This is a genomic window from Prevotella sp. kh1p2, from assembly GCF_900111525.1.
In the GTDB taxonomy this organism is placed as follows: Bacteria; Bacteroidota; Bacteroidia; order Bacteroidales; family Bacteroidaceae; genus Prevotella.
Genome location: NZ_FOHY01000010.1, coordinates 1 through 16054, shown reverse-complemented (window position 1 = coordinate 16054; position 16054 = coordinate 1). Strand labels below are relative to the sequence as shown.

General features: G+C 51.0%; 14 protein-coding genes. 11 read left to right on the top strand and 3 right to left on the bottom strand.

All coding sequences use genetic code 11. The features are described 5' to 3' along the window. Nucleotides 1-22 precede the first annotated feature (22 nt). From prfA to BMW31_RS07145, 10 genes are all read left to right on the top strand, one after another. Nucleotides 23-1135 carry a peptide chain release factor 1 gene (prfA, locus tag BMW31_RS07190; protein ID WP_091823293.1) on the top strand — a complete coding sequence of 371 codons (1113 nt, stop codon included), beginning with the start codon at nt 23-25 and terminating at the stop codon, nt 1133-1135. A 210-nt stretch (nt 1136-1345) separates the two neighbouring features. Then, the gene (locus BMW31_RS13440) at nt 1346-1543 is read left to right on the top strand and encodes a hypothetical protein (RefSeq protein ID WP_091823290.1); all 198 of its coding nucleotides are present in this window, start codon (nt 1346-1348) and stop codon (nt 1541-1543) included. Then, nucleotides 1540-2364, top strand: a complete 825-nt coding sequence (pyrF, locus tag BMW31_RS07180; RefSeq protein WP_091823287.1) for an orotidine-5'-phosphate decarboxylase — start codon at nt 1540-1542, stop codon at nt 2362-2364. The genes BMW31_RS13440 and pyrF overlap by 4 nt, the downstream gene beginning before the upstream one ends. 371 nt (nt 2365-2735) lie before the next feature. Continuing rightward, a complete protein-coding gene (locus tag BMW31_RS07175; protein WP_091823285.1) occupies nt 2736-3956 on the top strand; it encodes an HD domain-containing protein in 1221 nt (406 codons plus the stop codon). 48 nt (nt 3957-4004) lie between these two features. Then, a complete protein-coding gene (gene lpxD / locus BMW31_RS07170; RefSeq protein ID WP_091823282.1) occupies nt 4005-5042 on the top strand; it encodes a UDP-3-O-(3-hydroxymyristoyl)glucosamine N-acyltransferase in 1038 nt (345 codons plus the stop codon). A gap of 107 nt (nt 5043-5149) precedes the next feature. After that, nucleotides 5150-6541 (top strand): bifunctional UDP-3-O-[3-hydroxymyristoyl] N-acetylglucosamine deacetylase/3-hydroxyacyl-ACP dehydratase, encoded by a 1392-nt coding sequence (locus BMW31_RS07165; protein WP_091823279.1) that lies wholly within the window; start codon nt 5150-5152, stop codon nt 6539-6541. Between the two features lies 1 nt (nt 6542). Then, entirely contained in the window at nt 6543-7313 is a 771-nt protein-coding gene (gene lpxA / locus BMW31_RS07160) for an acyl-ACP--UDP-N-acetylglucosamine O-acyltransferase (RefSeq protein WP_091823276.1), read from the top strand. Nucleotides 7314-7378: 65 nt separating this feature from the next. Beyond that, nucleotides 7379-8275, top strand: coding sequence for a tRNA (adenosine(37)-N6)-dimethylallyltransferase MiaA (miaA, locus tag BMW31_RS07155; protein WP_091823273.1), 897 nt, complete (start codon nt 7379-7381; stop codon nt 8273-8275). A gap of 65 nt (nt 8276-8340) precedes the next feature. Further along, nucleotides 8341-10842, top strand: coding sequence for a transglycosylase domain-containing protein (locus tag BMW31_RS07150; RefSeq protein WP_091823271.1), 2502 nt, complete (start codon nt 8341-8343; stop codon nt 10840-10842). 45 nt (nt 10843-10887) lie between these two features. Then, the gene (locus BMW31_RS07145; RefSeq protein WP_410524433.1) at nt 10888-12654 is read left to right on the top strand and encodes an AAA family ATPase; all 1767 of its coding nucleotides are present in this window, start codon (nt 10888-10890) and stop codon (nt 12652-12654) included. A 24-nt stretch (nt 12655-12678) separates the two neighbouring features. On the opposite strand, the gene BMW31_RS07140 is transcribed toward BMW31_RS07145, so the two are convergent. Next, entirely contained in the window at nt 12679-13077 is a 399-nt protein-coding gene (locus BMW31_RS07140; protein ID WP_091823265.1) for an L-rhamnose mutarotase, read from the bottom strand. A gap of 205 nt (nt 13078-13282) precedes the next feature. Here BMW31_RS07140 and BMW31_RS07135 point away from each other — a divergent pair, with 205 nt between their 5' ends. After that, nucleotides 13283-14764 carry an alkaline phosphatase family protein gene (locus BMW31_RS07135; protein ID WP_091823262.1) on the top strand — a complete coding sequence of 494 codons (1482 nt, stop codon included), beginning with the start codon at nt 13283-13285 and terminating at the stop codon, nt 14762-14764. Between the two features lie 255 nt (nt 14765-15019). On the opposite strand, the gene BMW31_RS07130 is transcribed toward BMW31_RS07135, so the two are convergent. Together BMW31_RS07130 and BMW31_RS07125 are read right to left on the bottom strand one after the other, a co-directional pair. Next, nucleotides 15020-15598 carry a 30S ribosomal protein S16 gene (locus tag BMW31_RS07130; protein WP_091823259.1) on the bottom strand — a complete coding sequence of 193 codons (579 nt, stop codon included), beginning with the start codon at nt 15596-15598 and terminating at the stop codon, nt 15020-15022. 175 nt (nt 15599-15773) lie between these two features. Further along, nucleotides 15774-16054: IS30 family transposase (locus tag BMW31_RS07125; RefSeq protein WP_143049170.1), on the bottom strand; the 281-nt coding region annotated here is incomplete at its 5' end.

The following is a 16054-nucleotide window of genomic DNA, read 5'->3' as shown; positions in this document are numbered from 1 at the left end:
AGCAAACAGTAAACCATACAACATGGCGGATAATAACAGCATATTAGAAAAGTTAGACGGCCTTGAAAGCCGGTTTGAAGAAATCAGCACGCTGATAACCGACCCGGAAGTCATAGCCGACCAGCAGCGCTTCGTTAAGCTGACAAAGGAATACAAAGACCTGAGCGACATCATGGATGCCCGCAAACGCTACGTGACATGCCTCTCTGCCATCAAGGAAGCCAAAGACATCATAGCCAACGAGACCGATGCCGACATGAAAGAAATGGCGCGCGAGCAGCTCTCGGAGAATGAGGCGCTGCAGCCAAAGCTGGAAGAAGAAATCAAAATAGCATTGGTTCCGAAAGACCCGGAAGATGCCAAAAACGTGCAGATGGAAATCCGCGCCGGAACCGGAGGCGACGAAGCAGCGCTCTTTGCGGGCGATCTCTTCAGCATGTACAAGAAGTTCTGCGACTCCAAAGGCTGGAGCCTGAGCATAACTTCGGCCTCGGAGGGCGCCGTGGGCGGATTTAAGGAGATTGACTTCGCCGTTTCGGGCGACAACGTGTACGGCACCCTGAAATACGAGAGCGGCGTTCACCGCGTGCAGCGGGTACCCGCCACCGAGACCCAAGGCCGCATGCACACCAGCGCGGCCACAGTGGCAGTGCTGCCGGAGGCCGACAAGTTCGAGGTAAACATCAACGAAGGCGACATCAAGTGGGACACTTTCCGCTCCAGCGGTGCCGGCGGCCAGAATGTCAACAAGGTGGAATCAGGCGTCCGACTGCGCTATCCGTGGAAGAATCCCAATACCGGCGAGACCGAGGAAATTCTCATTGAGTGTACCGAAACACGCGACCAGCCCAAGAACAAGGAGCGTGCGCTCTCACGCCTGCGTACCTTTATTTATGACAGGGAGCACCAGAAGTATGTCGACGACATAGCCAACCGCCGCAAGAGTCTGGTCTCCACAGGCGACCGCTCGGCCAAGATACGCACCTACAACTTCCCCCAGGGCCGTGTTACCGACCACCGCATAGGTTACACTACGCACGACCTGCAGGGCTTCCTCGGCGGAGACATACAGGACATGATAGACCATCTGACCGTGGCGGAGAATGCTGAGCGCATGAAAGAAGCAGAACTATAAACATATCATAGTTATGGGATTTTGGAATGAATTAAAGGAAGAGTGGACTTGGAAAAGCATCAAACGAAATTGGCCTGACTATGTGGCCATCATCCCTGCATTCTGTGTTGCAGAACCATATCGCGGAACTTGGAAGTTTTTCTTGATTTGGTGTATTACCTTTATTATTTCAAGATTTGTCATTCTCGCCGTTAAAAAGTTAATAAGCAAATGACACGACAAGAATTCTTCCGCCCTTTTGTAAAAGCCAAGCATTGGGAAATTGCATTATGCATAGCCATTGGTTGCATAGCCATCTTCTATGCACAATATGCTCCCAGTATCTGGGCGGCCTTGCTGGTATTCTTGCTCTGGTATTGCTTCGTGTTTTTCGTTTTCTTGCTCATTAAACACTTATCTAAAAAATGAATAGACAACAACTCGTAGAACAGATTTTCGCTAAGAAATCGTTCCTTTGTGTGGGATTGGACACCGACCTGAAGAAAGTTCCTGCACATATCCTGAAGGAAGAAGACCCTATCTTCGCCTTCAACAAGCAGATTATTGATGCTACGGCGCCCTATTGCGTGAGCTACAAACCGAACCTCGCCTTCTATGAGGCATTCGGAGTAAAGGGACTCATCAGTTTCGAGAAGACCGTGAGCTATCTCAAGGAGAACTATCCCCATCACTTTATCATAGCTGATGCAAAGCGCGGAGACATCGGGAACACCTCTGCAATGTATGCCCGCACGTTCTTCGAGACCTACGATGTAGATGCGCTTACCGTAGCTCCCTACATGGGCGAAGACAGCGTGCAGCCTTTCCTCGACTATCAGGACAAATGGGTTATCCTGCTCGCCCTCACCTCAAACAAGGGCAGCCACGACTTCCAGCTCACCGCCGACAGCGAGGGGCAACGCCTGTTCGAGAAGGTGATAAGCAAGAGCCAGGAATGGGGAACCTATGAAAACATGATGTACGTGGTAGGTGCCACGCAGGGCGAAATGTTCAGAGACATACGCCGGGTGGCTCCCAACCACTTCCTGCTGGTTCCCGGCATTGGCGCCCAGGGCGGCAGTCTGCAGGACGTGTGCCGGTATGGAATGATTAAAGACTGCGGCCTCTTGGTCAATTCCTCACGTGGCATTATCTACGCCGGCAGCGAGGAAGACTTCGCCGAGATTGCTGCACAGAGGGCGAAAGAACTGCAGCAACAGATGGCTACGGAGCTGGCAAAGATAAGATAACAAGCCACCGAAAGAGCGAAAGATACCCATCGCCGATGCCGTTCTTTTTCCGTCGGCAGGAAAGAGGTATCGTTCAAGCCGCTTGGAGATGCCCATCAAGGCGCTTGAACGATACCTTCAAGAAGCTAAAAGCATACCTCCAAGAAACCGGGTTAGCACCACCAACGAGAAGTGATTGATAATCAACGGATTAAACTAATTGTTTTCAACTCGCTGAAAAGTACTCGGAAAACAGCTTGCCGGCAAGGAGTTTTCTGCGAGCTGACGGTCTCCTGCAACCTGCCCCGACATCCCGCGCGGGCAAAGATGCCGCCACCAACTGCGCGGCAGAACATCCTCCACACGCAAAATCAACTGTAAACACAACGCAAGTGAACGACGCAAAAATCATCAACGACCCCGTATTCGGCTTCATCAAGATTCCCCAGGGCCTTCTGCTCAGCCTTGTCAAGCATCCGCTCATGCAGAGGCTCACGCGCATCAAGCAGCTGGGGCTGGCCTCGGTGGTATATCCGGGTGCCCAGCACACCCGTTTCCAGCACTCGCTGGGCGCCTACTACCTGATGAGTGAGGCCATTACGTCGCTCACACAAAAAGGTATATTCATCTTCGACAGCGAAGCCGAGGCCGTACAGGCTGCCATCCTGATGCACGACATCGGGCACGGCCCCTTCTCGCACGTGCTGGAGAACACCCTCATCCGCGGCATCTCGCACGAGGAAATATCCCTGATGATGATGGAACAGATAAACCGGGAGCTGAACGGAGAGCTCAACCTGGCCATCATGATATTCAAGGATGAGTACCCGAAGCGCTTCCTCCACCAGCTCATCAGCAGTCAGCTGGACATGGACAGGCTCGACTACCTGCGCCGGGACAGCTTCTACACGGGCGTGAACGAAGGCAACATAGGCTCGGCACGCATCATCAAGATGCTCAATGTGGTGGACGACAGCCTGGTAATAGAGTCAAAAGGCATCTATTCCATAGAGAATTACCTCACTTCACGCCGCCTGATGTACTGGCAGGTGTACCTCCACAAAACCGCCGTGGCCTGTGAGAAGATACTTGTAAACCTGCTGCTGAGGGCCAAACAGCTGGTTACGGAGGGCAAGAACCTGTTTGCTCCCCCCGCCCTGCGCTACTTTCTGGAGAACGAGGTCAATGCAGCGTTCTTCCAATCCCATCCGAACGCGCTGCACTACTACGAGCAATTAGACGACAACGACATTTGGAGCAGCCTGAAGGTGTGGGCCGGCAACGAGGACAAAATTCTCTCCATGCTCGCTCGCGACATGGTTGAACGCCGCCTCTTCAAGGTAGAAGTGCGCGATACGCCCTACTCCGAAGAAGAACTCGACGACGTGCGCCGTCGTCTCTCGGTCGAAGCAGGAGTCTCACTTGCCGATGCCCGGTATTTTATGAGCGTCAATACGATACAAAAAGACATGTACGATATCAACGACGACCATATCTCCATCCTTTATAAAGACGGTGCAATCAAGGATATTGTGGATGCTTCCGAAATACTGAACGTAGCTTTGCTTTCAAAAAAAATTCGCAAATATTACCTTTGTTATCAGCGTTTCTGAATTATATTTGCTATATTTGCAGAATAATTCAATCAGATTGAACATAACATGGAATTTACTGCAAGACAAATAGCCCAATTCATTGAGGGGAAAGTTGAAGGTAACGAGAATGCTACTGTCCATACTTTTGCGAAAATCGAAGAAGGAGTTCCCGGTGCGATTTCTTTCCTCGCCAACCCCAAATATACCCACTACATCTACGAAACACAATCCAGTATAATCCTTGTTGATGAAACTGTAGAAATAGAAAAGCCCGTAAAGCCAACGCTCATCAGGGTGAAAAATGCACGCGACTGCGTGGCCAGGCTCCTGCAAATGTACGAAGCCGCCAAGCCCAAGAAGCAAGGTATAGACACCCTGGCATTCATCTCGCCCAAAGCCAAGATAGGCAACAACGTGTATGTTGGCGCATTTGCCTACATAGGCGACGGGGCTGAGATAGGCGATGGCTCGCAAATATACCCGCACGCAACCATCATGGACAACGTAAAGCTCGGGCAGAACTGCCTCATTTATCCCAATGTAAGCATCTACCAAGGTTGTGTGGTGGGCAATCAGGTAACCATCCACTCGGGTAGTGTCATCGGTTCTGATGGCTTCGGATTTGCACCCAACGGAGAGGGGTATGACAAGATACCGCAAATAGGCATAGTAACCATTGAGGACAACGTGGAGATTGGGGCCAACACCTGTATCGACCGGTCGACAATGGGAAGCACTTACGTGCGCAAAGGCGTAAAACTGGACAACCTGGTGCAGATAGCCCACAATACCGATATTGGCGAGAATACCGTTATGAGCGCCCAGGTAGGCATTGCAGGCTCTACCAAGGTGGGCCAATGGTGCATGTTCGGGGGCCAGGTAGGCATAGCCGGACACATCAAGATAGGCAACAAGGTGTTTCTTGGTGCACAGTCGGGCGTTCCCGGTAACATAAAGGACGACCAGACGCTGATAGGCACTCCGCCCATGGAACCTAAACCCTACTTTAAATCGCAGGCCATCTTCCGCAGACTGCCGGAGATATACAAGCAACTGAACGAACTCCAAAAAGAAGTAGAAAACCTAAAGGCTTTACATAAATAACAGCAACAGAGACCAAAGCCTGCATGGCAAATGGAGGGAAATCTTGCCCATAGAGGCACTAAGAGCTCACGGAGCAGGACTTCATCCATAAACTAAAAACGTAATAAATGGAAACAGCAAAGCAGACAACCCTGAAAGGGAGCTTCTCTCTTTTCGGCAAAGGACTTCATACAGGCTTGAACCTGACGGTTACATTTAACCCGGCTCCTGAAAATACAGGATACAGGATTCAACGTATAGATGTTGATGGCCAGCCCATTATTGATGCAATAGCAGAGAAGGTGCTGACCACCGACCGCGGCACTACCATTGGCGATGGAAACATCAAGATATCGACCATAGAGCACGGCATGGCAGCCCTCTATGCAATGGGGATAGACAATTGCCTCATTCAGGTAAATGGCCCCGAGTTCCCTATCCTCGATGGGTCGGCTGCCATGTATGTTGACAAGATAAACGAAGTAGGAATAGTAGAACAGAATGCGCAGAAGGACTATTACATCATTCGCAAGAAGATAGAGATAAAGGATGAAACGACAGGCTCAAGCATCATCATCCTGCCCGATGAGCAGTTCTCCATTACGGCCATGTGTTCCTTTGATTCCAAGTTCATCAGCAGCCAGTTTGCTACACTTGATGACATCAAGAACTTTGCAGAGGAAATAGCACCGGCCCGTACTTTCGTCTTTGTACGGGATATCGTTCCGCTGCTGGAACATAATCTCATCAAAGGCGGCGACCTGGATAACGCCATTGTTATCTATGAACGCGAGGTTAGCCAGGACAAACTCGACCAACTTGCCGATGTGCTGAAGGTTGCCCGCATGGATGCCACGAAGATTGGCTACATCCAGCACAAGCCTTTGATATGGGATAACGAATGCACCCGCCACAAGCTCCTTGACATCATAGGCGACATGGCGCTCATTGGGCGCCCGCTCAAGGGGCGTATCATCGCAACCCGACCGGGCCACACGGTCAACAACAAGTTTGCCCGGCTGATGCGCAAGGAAATCCGCAAGCATGAAATCCAGGCCCCAATCTACGATCCCAACGAAGAACCCATCATGGATAACATCCGTATCAGGCAACTGCTTCCGCATCGCTATCCCATGCAACTGGTTGACAAGGTTATCTCCATGGGGCCAACCAGCATTGTGGGCATCAAGAATGTAACAGCCAACGAGCCGTTCTTCCAGGGGCACTTCCCCGAAGAACCCGTCATGCCGGGCGTACTCCAGATAGAAGCTATGGCACAATGCGGAGGCCTGCTCGTGCTGAGCCAGCTTGAAGAACCAGAACGATGCTCTACTTACTTCCTGAAAATAGACGACGTAAAATTCAGACAGAAAGTAGTTCCCGGCGACACGCTGCTCTTCAGGGTCGAGATTCTACACCCCGTACGCCATGGCATCAGTTCGATGAAAGGCTATATGTTTGTTGGTGACCATGTAGTATCAGAAGCTACATTTACTGCTCAAATTGTAAATAACAAGTAACATGAATCAGATTAGCCCGTTAGCATTTGTACATCCTGAGGCCCAAATAGGAGACAATAACATCATCGGTCCTTTCTGTTATATTGACCGCAATACTGTCATTGGCAATAATAATGTCATGCAGAATGGTGTAACTATCAACAGCGGTGCAAGAATAGGCAATGGCAACGAGTTCTTTCCTGGTTCAAGCATAGCCACCAAACCCCAAGACCTGAAATACAAGGGTGAGGATACTATCTGTGAGATAGGCAACAACAACAGCATTCGCGAGAACGTAACGGTTTCGCGCGGAACTGCCTCCAAAGGCACTACGCAGCTTGGAAACAACTGCCTGCTCATGGAGAACATGCACATAGCACACGACTGTTTCTTCGGAGACAACCTCATAATCGGCAATTCTACCAAATTTGCCGGTGAAGTTACCGTAGACAGCAATGCCATCATTTCGGCCTCGGTACTGTGCCATCAGTTCTGTCACATCGGCGGATACGTCATGATACAAGGTGGAAGCAGGTTCTCTCAGGACATTCCGCCCTACATCATTGCCGGCAAGGATCCCATCCGCTATGCCGGAATAAACATCGTGGGACTGCGGCGTCATGGATTCAGCAACGAGCTCATAGACCACATCCACAACGCCTACCGCCTGCTCTACTCCAAGGGCATCATGGCAGAAGGTATTCAGGAAATTAAGAACAACTTGCAAATTACCCCCGAAATACAATATATCATTGATTTTGTCAGCTCATCCAATCGCGGCATTATCAGATAAATTTAAATGCAGTATGCGGGTATCCGTCTTCAGCGAGCCAGCATGTTGCTTTTTCTTTCCATGAGATGAACTATTTAGTTGTTGTCCTTGGACCTACAGGGGTGGGTAAAACAGAATTATGCCTGCAGATAGCAGAGCATCTGCATACGCCAATCATCAATGCGGATTCCAGACAAATATTCGCAGAACTGCCCATTGGCACTGCTGCTCCTACACCAGAACAACAACAGCGGGTGAAGCATTTTTTTGTAGGCAACCATCACCTGCAAGACTACTACAGCGCTTCCATGTTCGAGCAGGACACCTTGAGCCTGCTTGGCCACCTTTACTGCCAAAACAATGTGGCGTTACTGGCAGGTGGCTCCATGCTTTATATTGATGCTGTATGTAAAGGCATAGACGATATACCGACTGTTGCCCCGGCCATACGAGAAATGATGAAACGGCGCTTGAAGGAAGAAGGATTACCCGCTCTGAGTGAAGAACTTAAGAAACTGGATCCTGTCCATTGGGAGATAGTAGACAAGAATAATCCACGTCGCGTTGTTCATGCGCTGGAGATCTGTCACATGACCGGGAAGACTTATACTTCCTTCAGAACGAATAGGACCAAAGAACGTCCATTCAAAATCATCAAGATTGGGCTTAACCGTGCTCGTGCTGAACTCTATGAACGCATCAATGCACGTGTTCTCGACATGATGGAAAAAGGATTGGAAACAGAGGCACGCAAGGTTTATCCACTCCGAAGGCTCAACTCCCTGAATACAGTTGGCTATCGCGAACTCTTCAGTTATTTTGATGGTTCAATTCCCTGCGAGGAAGCTGTCAGGCAGATACAGTCTAACACCAGGCAGTACATGCGCAAGCAACTCACTTGGTTCAAGAAAGACGCGAGCATCAAATGGTTCCATCCCGACAATATTAAAGAAATTATAAATTATATCGACAATTCGATTTAGATACCGTTATATTTCGTACTTTTGTGCCAAATAACTACTCCACAACAGGAGCCTATCCGTGAATTATGAACAAGATAAAAAGATTTTTCAGCATGACCTGGGGTAAGATCAAGGCTTTTTGGCCTTGGTATAAATCTCTTTACATAGGTAAGCCCTGGTGGAAGAAAACCATTGTTGCATTTGTTTCATGCCTCGTGGCCTTCTTCTTGTATCTGGGCATGGTCGATGTAAACTTCCTCTGGCTTTTCGGTAAGAGCCCCGGTTATTTCTCCGGTATCATGGACCCGCAGACCAGTCAGGCTTCAGAGATATACAGTGCAGACGGCAAGTTGATAGGAAAATACTTCAACGAGAACCGCACGCCAGTTAAATACGACGAGGTAAACCCCGACTTCTTCAAAGCTCTCATTGACACAGAAGACGAAAGGTTCTACCATCACTGGGGTATCGACCCCATCGGAATATTCGCTGCAGCTAAAGACGCTTTGCTCAGTCACGACGGTCGAGGCGCCTCTACCATTACCCAGCAGCTGGCAAAGAACATGTTCCGCGTTCGCAGCCAGTATTCTACTGGTTTGCTGGGAAAGATTCCCGGACTGCGGATTTTGATTGTAAAGAGCAAGGAATGGATTATCGCCACCAAACTCGAAACCGCGTACACCAAGAACGAAATCCTCACGATGTATGCCAATACGGTAGATTTTGGTTCCAACTCGTATGGTATCAAGACAGCAGCCAAGACCTACTTCAACACCACTCCAGCCCAGCTCACCACCGACCAGGCTGCCGTGCTTGTAGGTATGCTCAAGGCCACCACTTTCTATAATCCGCGCTTGAACCCAGAGAACAGTCTCAAACGCAGGAATACCGTGCTCAGCAACATGGTTAAACTCGGCGACTTGTCTAACGAGCAATATGCCAAGCTGTCACAGCTACCCATCAAACTCGACTTCAAGGTCGAGGAAAATTACGACGGACAGGCTCTTTACTTCCGCGAAGCCATTGCCGACTACCTGAAGAAAGAAGGGTTCCTGGACGAAGGATACGACCTTTACTCCAGCGGACTGAAAATATACACCACCATAGACACCCGGATGCAGAAGTACGCTGAAGCTGCTGCCATCAAACAGATGAAGCAGGTGCAGCGAAACTTCGAGAATCATTGGGGAGCTTGGAACAAGCGCGAATGCTGGATTGACGAGAACGGAAACGTCATACCCAACTTCATCGAAGGCATAGCCCAGCGGCAGCCGGTTTACAAATATCTGGAAGCCAAGTACCCCGATCAGCCCGACTCGATTCTGTATCACCTGAACCAGCCTCACAAGGTCAAGGTCTTTGATTACGAAAAGGGAACCAAGGAGATGGAGCTGTCGACCATGGACTCCATTCGTTACATGGTTCATTTCATGCACTGCGCAATGGTAGCCATGGAGCCTCAAACCGGCGCGGTAAAAGCATGGGTGGGCGACATTGACTTCAGCTCGTGGAAATATGACAAGGTTACGGCAATGCGCCAGCCAGGCTCTACCTTCAAGCTCTTTGTCTATACCGAAGCCATGAACCAAGGACTTACGCCATGCGACAAGCGGCGCGACGAGTACATCTCCATGCAGGTATATGACAAGAAGAAACACGAGACAACCACTTGGACACCCTCCAACGCCAATGGTTCGTTCTCCGGAGACTCCATACCACTAAAGAGTGCCTTTGCAAAGAGCATCAACTCTGTGGCCGTAAGGCTTGGACAAGAAATGGGCATCCAACGTATCATCGAGACAGCTCACAAGATGGGCATCAGCAGTCCACTCGACGATGCCCCTTCCCTTGCCCTGGGTTCCAGCGACGTCAATCTGCTCGAGATGACCAATGCTTACTGTACAATCTCCGATAACGGCAAGCACCACGCACCGGTTCTCATCACCCGCATTCTGGATAAAGACGGCAACGAAGTCTACATTGGCCCAACAACTTCCGAGCAGGTTATTCCGTACAAGAGCGCCTTCCTGATGCAGCAGATGCTCCAGGGCGGCATGCGCGAGCCGGGAGGAACCAGCCAGAGCCTGTGGGGATATGTAGGCGATGCACGCGACACAGAGTTTGGCGGTAAGACCGGAACTTCCAACAACCACTCCGATGCCTGGTTCATGGCCGTAAGTCCCAAGTTGGTGGTAGGCGCATGGGTAGGCGGCGAGTACCGGAGCATTCACTTCAGAACCGGAGCATTGGGACAAGGCAGCCGAACTGCCCTCCCCATCTGCGGCTATTTCCTGCAATCGGTTCTCCGCGACCCTGCTTTCCAGCATTATCATGCCAAGTTCGACCGTCCTCACGATGAGGGTATAACCAAGGACATGTACCAGTGTGCCAGCTACTATCAGCCCGTAAGGCGCGATACAGTCAAGCGCGACACCCTCCAGTCAACATCCGAGGAGATAGTACTCGACGAGAATGGCAATCCTTTTATCAAGAAGATAGAGGAAGAAGGCGAAAAGGCGCTCGAACAAAAGAATAAGACCGAGAAACGAAAACCCACCGAGGAAGTCGTCAACTTCGATGACCTTTAACGAATTGCAGAGGCAGGTTTCCCGGAAATCTGCCTCTGTCTGCCTATGGAAATGTCAAAGTCAGAAGTCCAGAACATAGACTTGGGTAACACTGAGTTGCAAAACGCGCTTCAAATTATCCAGTTTACCCGCCGCTCGCTGTTCCTCACCGGAAAGGCAGGGACGGGTAAATCTACTTTTCTCCGCTATATAGCAGCAACCACAAAGAAGAAGCACATCATTCTGGCTCCCACGGGTATAGCCGCCATCAATGCCGGAGGCTCTACCCTGCACAGCTTCTTCAAGTTGCCTTTCCACCCGCTGCTGCCCAACGACTCCAGATATTCGCCCCGTAACATCCGCGACACCTTGAAGTACAACGGCGAGAAGCGAAAGCTCCTGAGAGAGGTGGAACTCATCATCATCGATGAGATTTCCATGGTCAGAGCCGACATCATAGACTTCATAGACAAGGTTCTGCGCATCTACAACCGCAACATGCGCGAGCCCTTTGGCGGCAAGCAGCTGCTCCTTGTGGGCGACATTTACCAGCTGGAGCCTGTGCTCAAGCAGGAGGACCGGCAACTGCTGAACCCGTTCTACCCGTCGGCGTTCTTTTTTGATGCCCGCGTATTCCGCGAGATGCAGCTCGTTTCCATTGAGCTGAAGAAAGTCTACAGGCAATCGGATCCCACTTTTATCAACATTCTCGACCACATCCGCACGTCGCAGGTCAGTGCGGCCGACCTCATGCTGCTCAACAAAAGGGTTGGTGCCGGTTTTGAAGAAACAGGCGACAGCGCACCCCAGTCGTCCACTAACCTCTCCATCACCCTCTCTACCCGGCGCGATACCGTTGATTACATTAATGAGAAGAAACTCGACGAGCTACCGGGCGACAAGACCATGTTCCGCGGTTGGATAGAAGGAGAGTTCCCGGAAAGCAGCCTCCCCACGCCCATGGAGCTGGAACTCAAGGCTGGCGCGCAAGTTCTCTTTATCCGCAACGACAAGGAGAAGCGATGGGTTAACGGCACACTGGGAACCATCATCGGCTTTGGCGACGAGAAAGACGGAATTATCTACGTGAGAACGGAAAGCGGAGAAGACTATGATGTGGAGCGCGAAATATGGAGCAACACCCGATACACATTCAACGAAACGGAGAAGAAAATAGAAGAAGAGGAAATAGGCAATTACACCCAGTTCCCCATCCGCCTGGCCTGGGCCATCACGGTGCATAAGAGTCAGGGCCTCACCTTCAACCGCGTGAAGATTGACTTTACCGGTGGAGTCTTTGCGGGCGGCCAAACCTACGTGGCCCTTTCACGCTGCACCTCGCTTGGTGGCATCACGCTGCAGGAGCCCATACGCCGAGACGAGGTCTTCGTAAGGGCAGAAGTGCAGAACTTTGCACGCAACTACAACAACCTCAACATTATTAATACAGCCCTGCAGCAAAGCAAAGCCGACAAACAGTACTACGATGCCGTGCAGGCTTTTGACAAGGGCGACATGCAGCAGGCGCTCGACAACTTCTTTCTCGCCATCCACAGCCGTTACGATATCGAGAAACCGGCAGCCAAACGGCTGTTAAGGCGAAAGCTCAACATCGTGAACAGGCAGCGTGACGAAATCTGTCGGCTCAAAGAGGAGGCCCGACGAAAGGAGGACATGCTCAAGAGGCTGGCCGTAGAATACGTTTCGATGGGCAAAGACTGCGAGCGCGAAGGCTTTACGGATGCTGCCATCCGCAACTACGAGAAGGCGCTGGAACTATGCCCCGACATACCTGCGGCTAAGCGCAGAATAAAGAAACTGCGCCCCCAGTAGCCCGTCGCGCACCTTGCGCGGGGGTTACCGCGCCTCTCCACCGTCCTCGTACAGATAGAACATGCGCTCCATCAGCTGCCATTTACCGGCACTGGTGTCGCCCTCCTTGCATTTCTGGAAAACGGCCACATAGTCTTCCCACTCCTGCTGGCGCGGCAGGCGGGCCAGTTTCTCCATAGCCTTGTCCCAGTCAAAGTCGAGCGACGTCTCAATCACCATCACCACCCGCGAGCCGATGATGTATTCTTCCATTTCCAGAATACCCACTTCCTTGATGCCGGCCTTTATCTCCGGCCAGAAGTTCTCGCGCCTGTGCGCATCGCGATATCTGCCGATGAGCTCCGGCTCATCTTTCAAATCCATCGTCTCCACGTACCGCTTCACGGGCTGGTCATACTTTTTCACTCTAAATCCTTCAGTCATTTTATGTTGCGTTAGGGTTGCTGCAAAAGTACGCATTTATTTCTTCATATCCAAGTTTGGCACCGGTTTCGGCCGTTTTTGTCAGCATCTGCCTGCCATATCATGTGCGGGTTACGATTGTCATAGCTTTTTATTATCTCTCCATTCCCCGCTCTCACATCTTTTGCTTAACTTTGCAGACAGGTTAATTAAGACACAAAACGACATGTTGAAGAAGCTGTTTATGCTGCTGATACTCTCGGGCGCCGTGCTGACTGCCCAATCCCAAATCAAGAGACCCAAGTTAGTGGTTGGTCTGGTGGTAGACCAAATGAGGTGGGACTACCTGTACTATTATTACAATGAGTTTGGAGAAGGAGGGCTGAAGCGCCTCGTCAATGAGGGATTCAGCTGCGAGAACACCATGATAAACTACGTTCCCACGGTTACGGCCATTGGTCATTCCAGCATCTACACCGGCTCCGTGCCTGCTCTTACGGGCATCACGGGCAACAACTTCTTCATCGACGGCCGCCCAACCTACTGCTGCGAGGACTCTACCGTACGCAGTGTGGGCTCACGGAGCAAGGAAGGACAGATGTCTCCGCGCAACCTGCTGGCCTCAACCATTGGCGACGAACTGAAAATAGCCACCGACTACAAGGCTAAGGTCATAGGCGTAGCACTCAAGGATCGCGCCGCCATCTTGCCCGTAGGCCACACTGCCGACGCCGCCTACTGGTGGGACACCTCGGCCGGCCACTACGTGAGCAGCACTTTCTACATGAATCAGCTCCCCCGATGGGTACAAGATTTCAACAAAGTCAACCGCCAGAAGCCCGGAACCGACGTTAAAACGAGTACGCAGGGCATTACGCTGACTTTCAAGATGGCCGAAACGGCACTGGAGAAAGAGCAGATGGGACAGGACGACATCACCGACCTGCTGGCCGTAAGCATATCGTCTACCGATGCCATAGGCCACACCTACGGCACCAGAGGCAAGGAGAACTACGACGCCTACATGCAGTTGGACAAGGACCTGGCCCACTTTCTCAGCCTGCTCGACAGCAAGATAGGAAAGGACAACTATCTGCTCTTTCTCTCGGCCGACCACGGTGCCGCCCACAATGCCAACCTCCTGAAACATCATCGGATTTCTGCCGGAGGCTACAGCATCAGCAGCCAGAGCCCAAAGCTCAACGAATACCTTGCCCAGCAGTATGGAGTAAAAAATCTGATTGTGGGTACCAACTCCAACCGCATATTCCTGAATCATGCCAAGGCAGCCCAGGCGGGGATAGCACTGGCCGACATCAAACGGACTGCTATAGAATGGCTGAAGCAAGACGAACGCGTGATGTACGCAGTAGACTTCAGCAACGCAGAATATGAAAGCATGCCGCAAGTCATCAAAGAACGCATCATCAATGGCTACAACGCCCGCCGCAGCGGCGACATCTACGTCGTTACGCTACCCGAGTACGTGGAAGACAGCGTCACGCCACAGTACAAAGGCACCAACCACTCTATGTGGAATCCCTACGACAGCCACATACCACTGGTTTTCATGGGCTGGGGCATTGGGCACGGCAGCACCGTTGCTCCCACCCGCATTGTTGACATAGCGCCCACGGTGTGCGCCATGCTCCACATTCAGATGCCCGACGCCTGCGTAGGAGATGCCATCCGGCAGGTTGTGGAATAACCGGCAAAGGTCTAAAAGCATACCTTCGGGAACTTTCGACACTTGTCGCACATGAATGCGACACTTGTCGAACGATTGTGTGACAAGTGTCGAAAGTTCCCGAAGCATATAGATTGCACGGCCGGCAAGCCCTTTTGGGAAGGGAAATACGGGTAGATTGCAAACCTGCTCCACAGCTTGCCCATCTTCCTTTCAGCCGGAAACGAAAAAAGGCGGACCCTTTCGAGTTCGCCTTCTGTGTGTAATCTAAGAAGATTATGCTTCGGCAGGAGTTTCTGCAGCAGCCTCGGGAGCAGCCTCACCCTCTGCAGGAGCAGCGGCGGGAGCTTCTTCAGCAGCCTTTGCAGCCTCGGCTTCAGCCTTAGCGGCAGCCTCGGCAGCCTTCTTGTCTGCCACCTTCTTAGCGATAGCTTCGTTAACCTTCTTCTCTGCCTCCAGCTCTTTGGCAGCAGCTTCCTTCTTGCTCTTCACGTCGTTTTCACGAACCGAGTTGAGCTTCTGGTCCTTGCCGGCCTTCCATGCGTCGAACTTCTGCTGGCATGCAGCTTCGTCGAAAGCGCCCTTCTTTACACCTCCGCGGAGATGCTTCATCAGGTAAACGCCCTCCTTCTGGAGAATGTTGCGCACTGTGTCTGTGGGCTGAGCGCCTGTCTCTACCCAGTAGAGAGCACGATCGAAATTCAAATCTACGCTTGCAGGATTGGTGTTGGGGTTGTAAGTACCAATCTTCTCAGTAAATCTACCATCACGTGGTGCTCTTGCATCGGCGATAACAATGCTGTAGTAAGCATAGTTCTTGCGACCGCCGCGCTGTAATCTGATTTTTGTTGCCATTTTTTTAATTAACTTTTTAAATGAGGTTTGAATTTTATGCCATTAACTCGTAACAGCGGGTGCAAAGGTACTAAAAAACAGAGAGACAGCACGCATGGTGCAAGAAGAATACTTGACGGTTTAATAATTATTAACCAAGGAGCACCAACGGCGGATTCCATAAGCAAGTGCAAAGTTAGGCAATTCTTTCCTTAATGAGGTCTTTAGGCTTCCCAAATCCGTTTTTCTTTCTTGGCCTGTTGTTCAATTTTTCCATCACGTGTCTGATATACTGCTTTGTTATTCCCCTGAAATCCGTCTTCTTGGGTATATACTGCCTGATGAGTCCGTTCATGTTCTCTATGGCCCCCTTCTCCCATGACGAGTATGGATGTGCGAAGTAAACGGTCGTGTCCAGTTCCCTTGCGATGATTTGGTGTGCGGCAAACTCAGTGCCGTTGTCAGTCGTTATGGTCC

Bases quoted from the DNA above. Each gene is read 5' to 3' on its own strand.
- BMW31_RS07135 (WP_091823262.1), top strand. From the start codon at position 13,283: ATGTTGAAGAAGCTGTTTATGCTGCTGATACTCTCGGGCGCCGTGCTG.
- BMW31_RS13440 (WP_091823290.1), top strand. From the start codon at position 1,346: ATGACACGACAAGAATTCTTCCGCCCTTTTGTAAAAGCCAAGCATTGG.
- lpxA (WP_091823276.1), top strand. From the start codon at position 6,543: ATGAATCAGATTAGCCCGTTAGCATTTGTACATCCTGAGGCCCAAATA.
- lpxD (WP_091823282.1), top strand. From the start codon at position 4,005: ATGGAATTTACTGCAAGACAAATAGCCCAATTCATTGAGGGGAAAGTT.
- BMW31_RS07140 (WP_091823265.1), bottom strand. From the start codon at position 13,077: ATGACTGAAGGATTTAGAGTGAAAAAGTATGACCAGCCCGTGAAGCGG.
- BMW31_RS07145 (WP_410524433.1), top strand. From the start codon at position 10,888: ATGGAAATGTCAAAGTCAGAAGTCCAGAACATAGACTTGGGTAACACT.
- BMW31_RS07165 (WP_091823279.1), top strand. From the start codon at position 5,150: ATGGAAACAGCAAAGCAGACAACCCTGAAAGGGAGCTTCTCTCTTTTC.
- prfA (WP_091823293.1), top strand. From the start codon at position 23: ATGGCGGATAATAACAGCATATTAGAAAAGTTAGACGGCCTTGAAAGC.
- miaA (WP_091823273.1), top strand. From the start codon at position 7,379: ATGAACTATTTAGTTGTTGTCCTTGGACCTACAGGGGTGGGTAAAACA.
- BMW31_RS07150 (WP_091823271.1), top strand. From the start codon at position 8,341: ATGAACAAGATAAAAAGATTTTTCAGCATGACCTGGGGTAAGATCAAG.
- pyrF (WP_091823287.1), top strand. From the start codon at position 1,540: ATGAATAGACAACAACTCGTAGAACAGATTTTCGCTAAGAAATCGTTC.
- BMW31_RS07130 (WP_091823259.1), bottom strand. From the start codon at position 15,598: ATGGCAACAAAAATCAGATTACAGCGCGGCGGTCGCAAGAACTATGCT.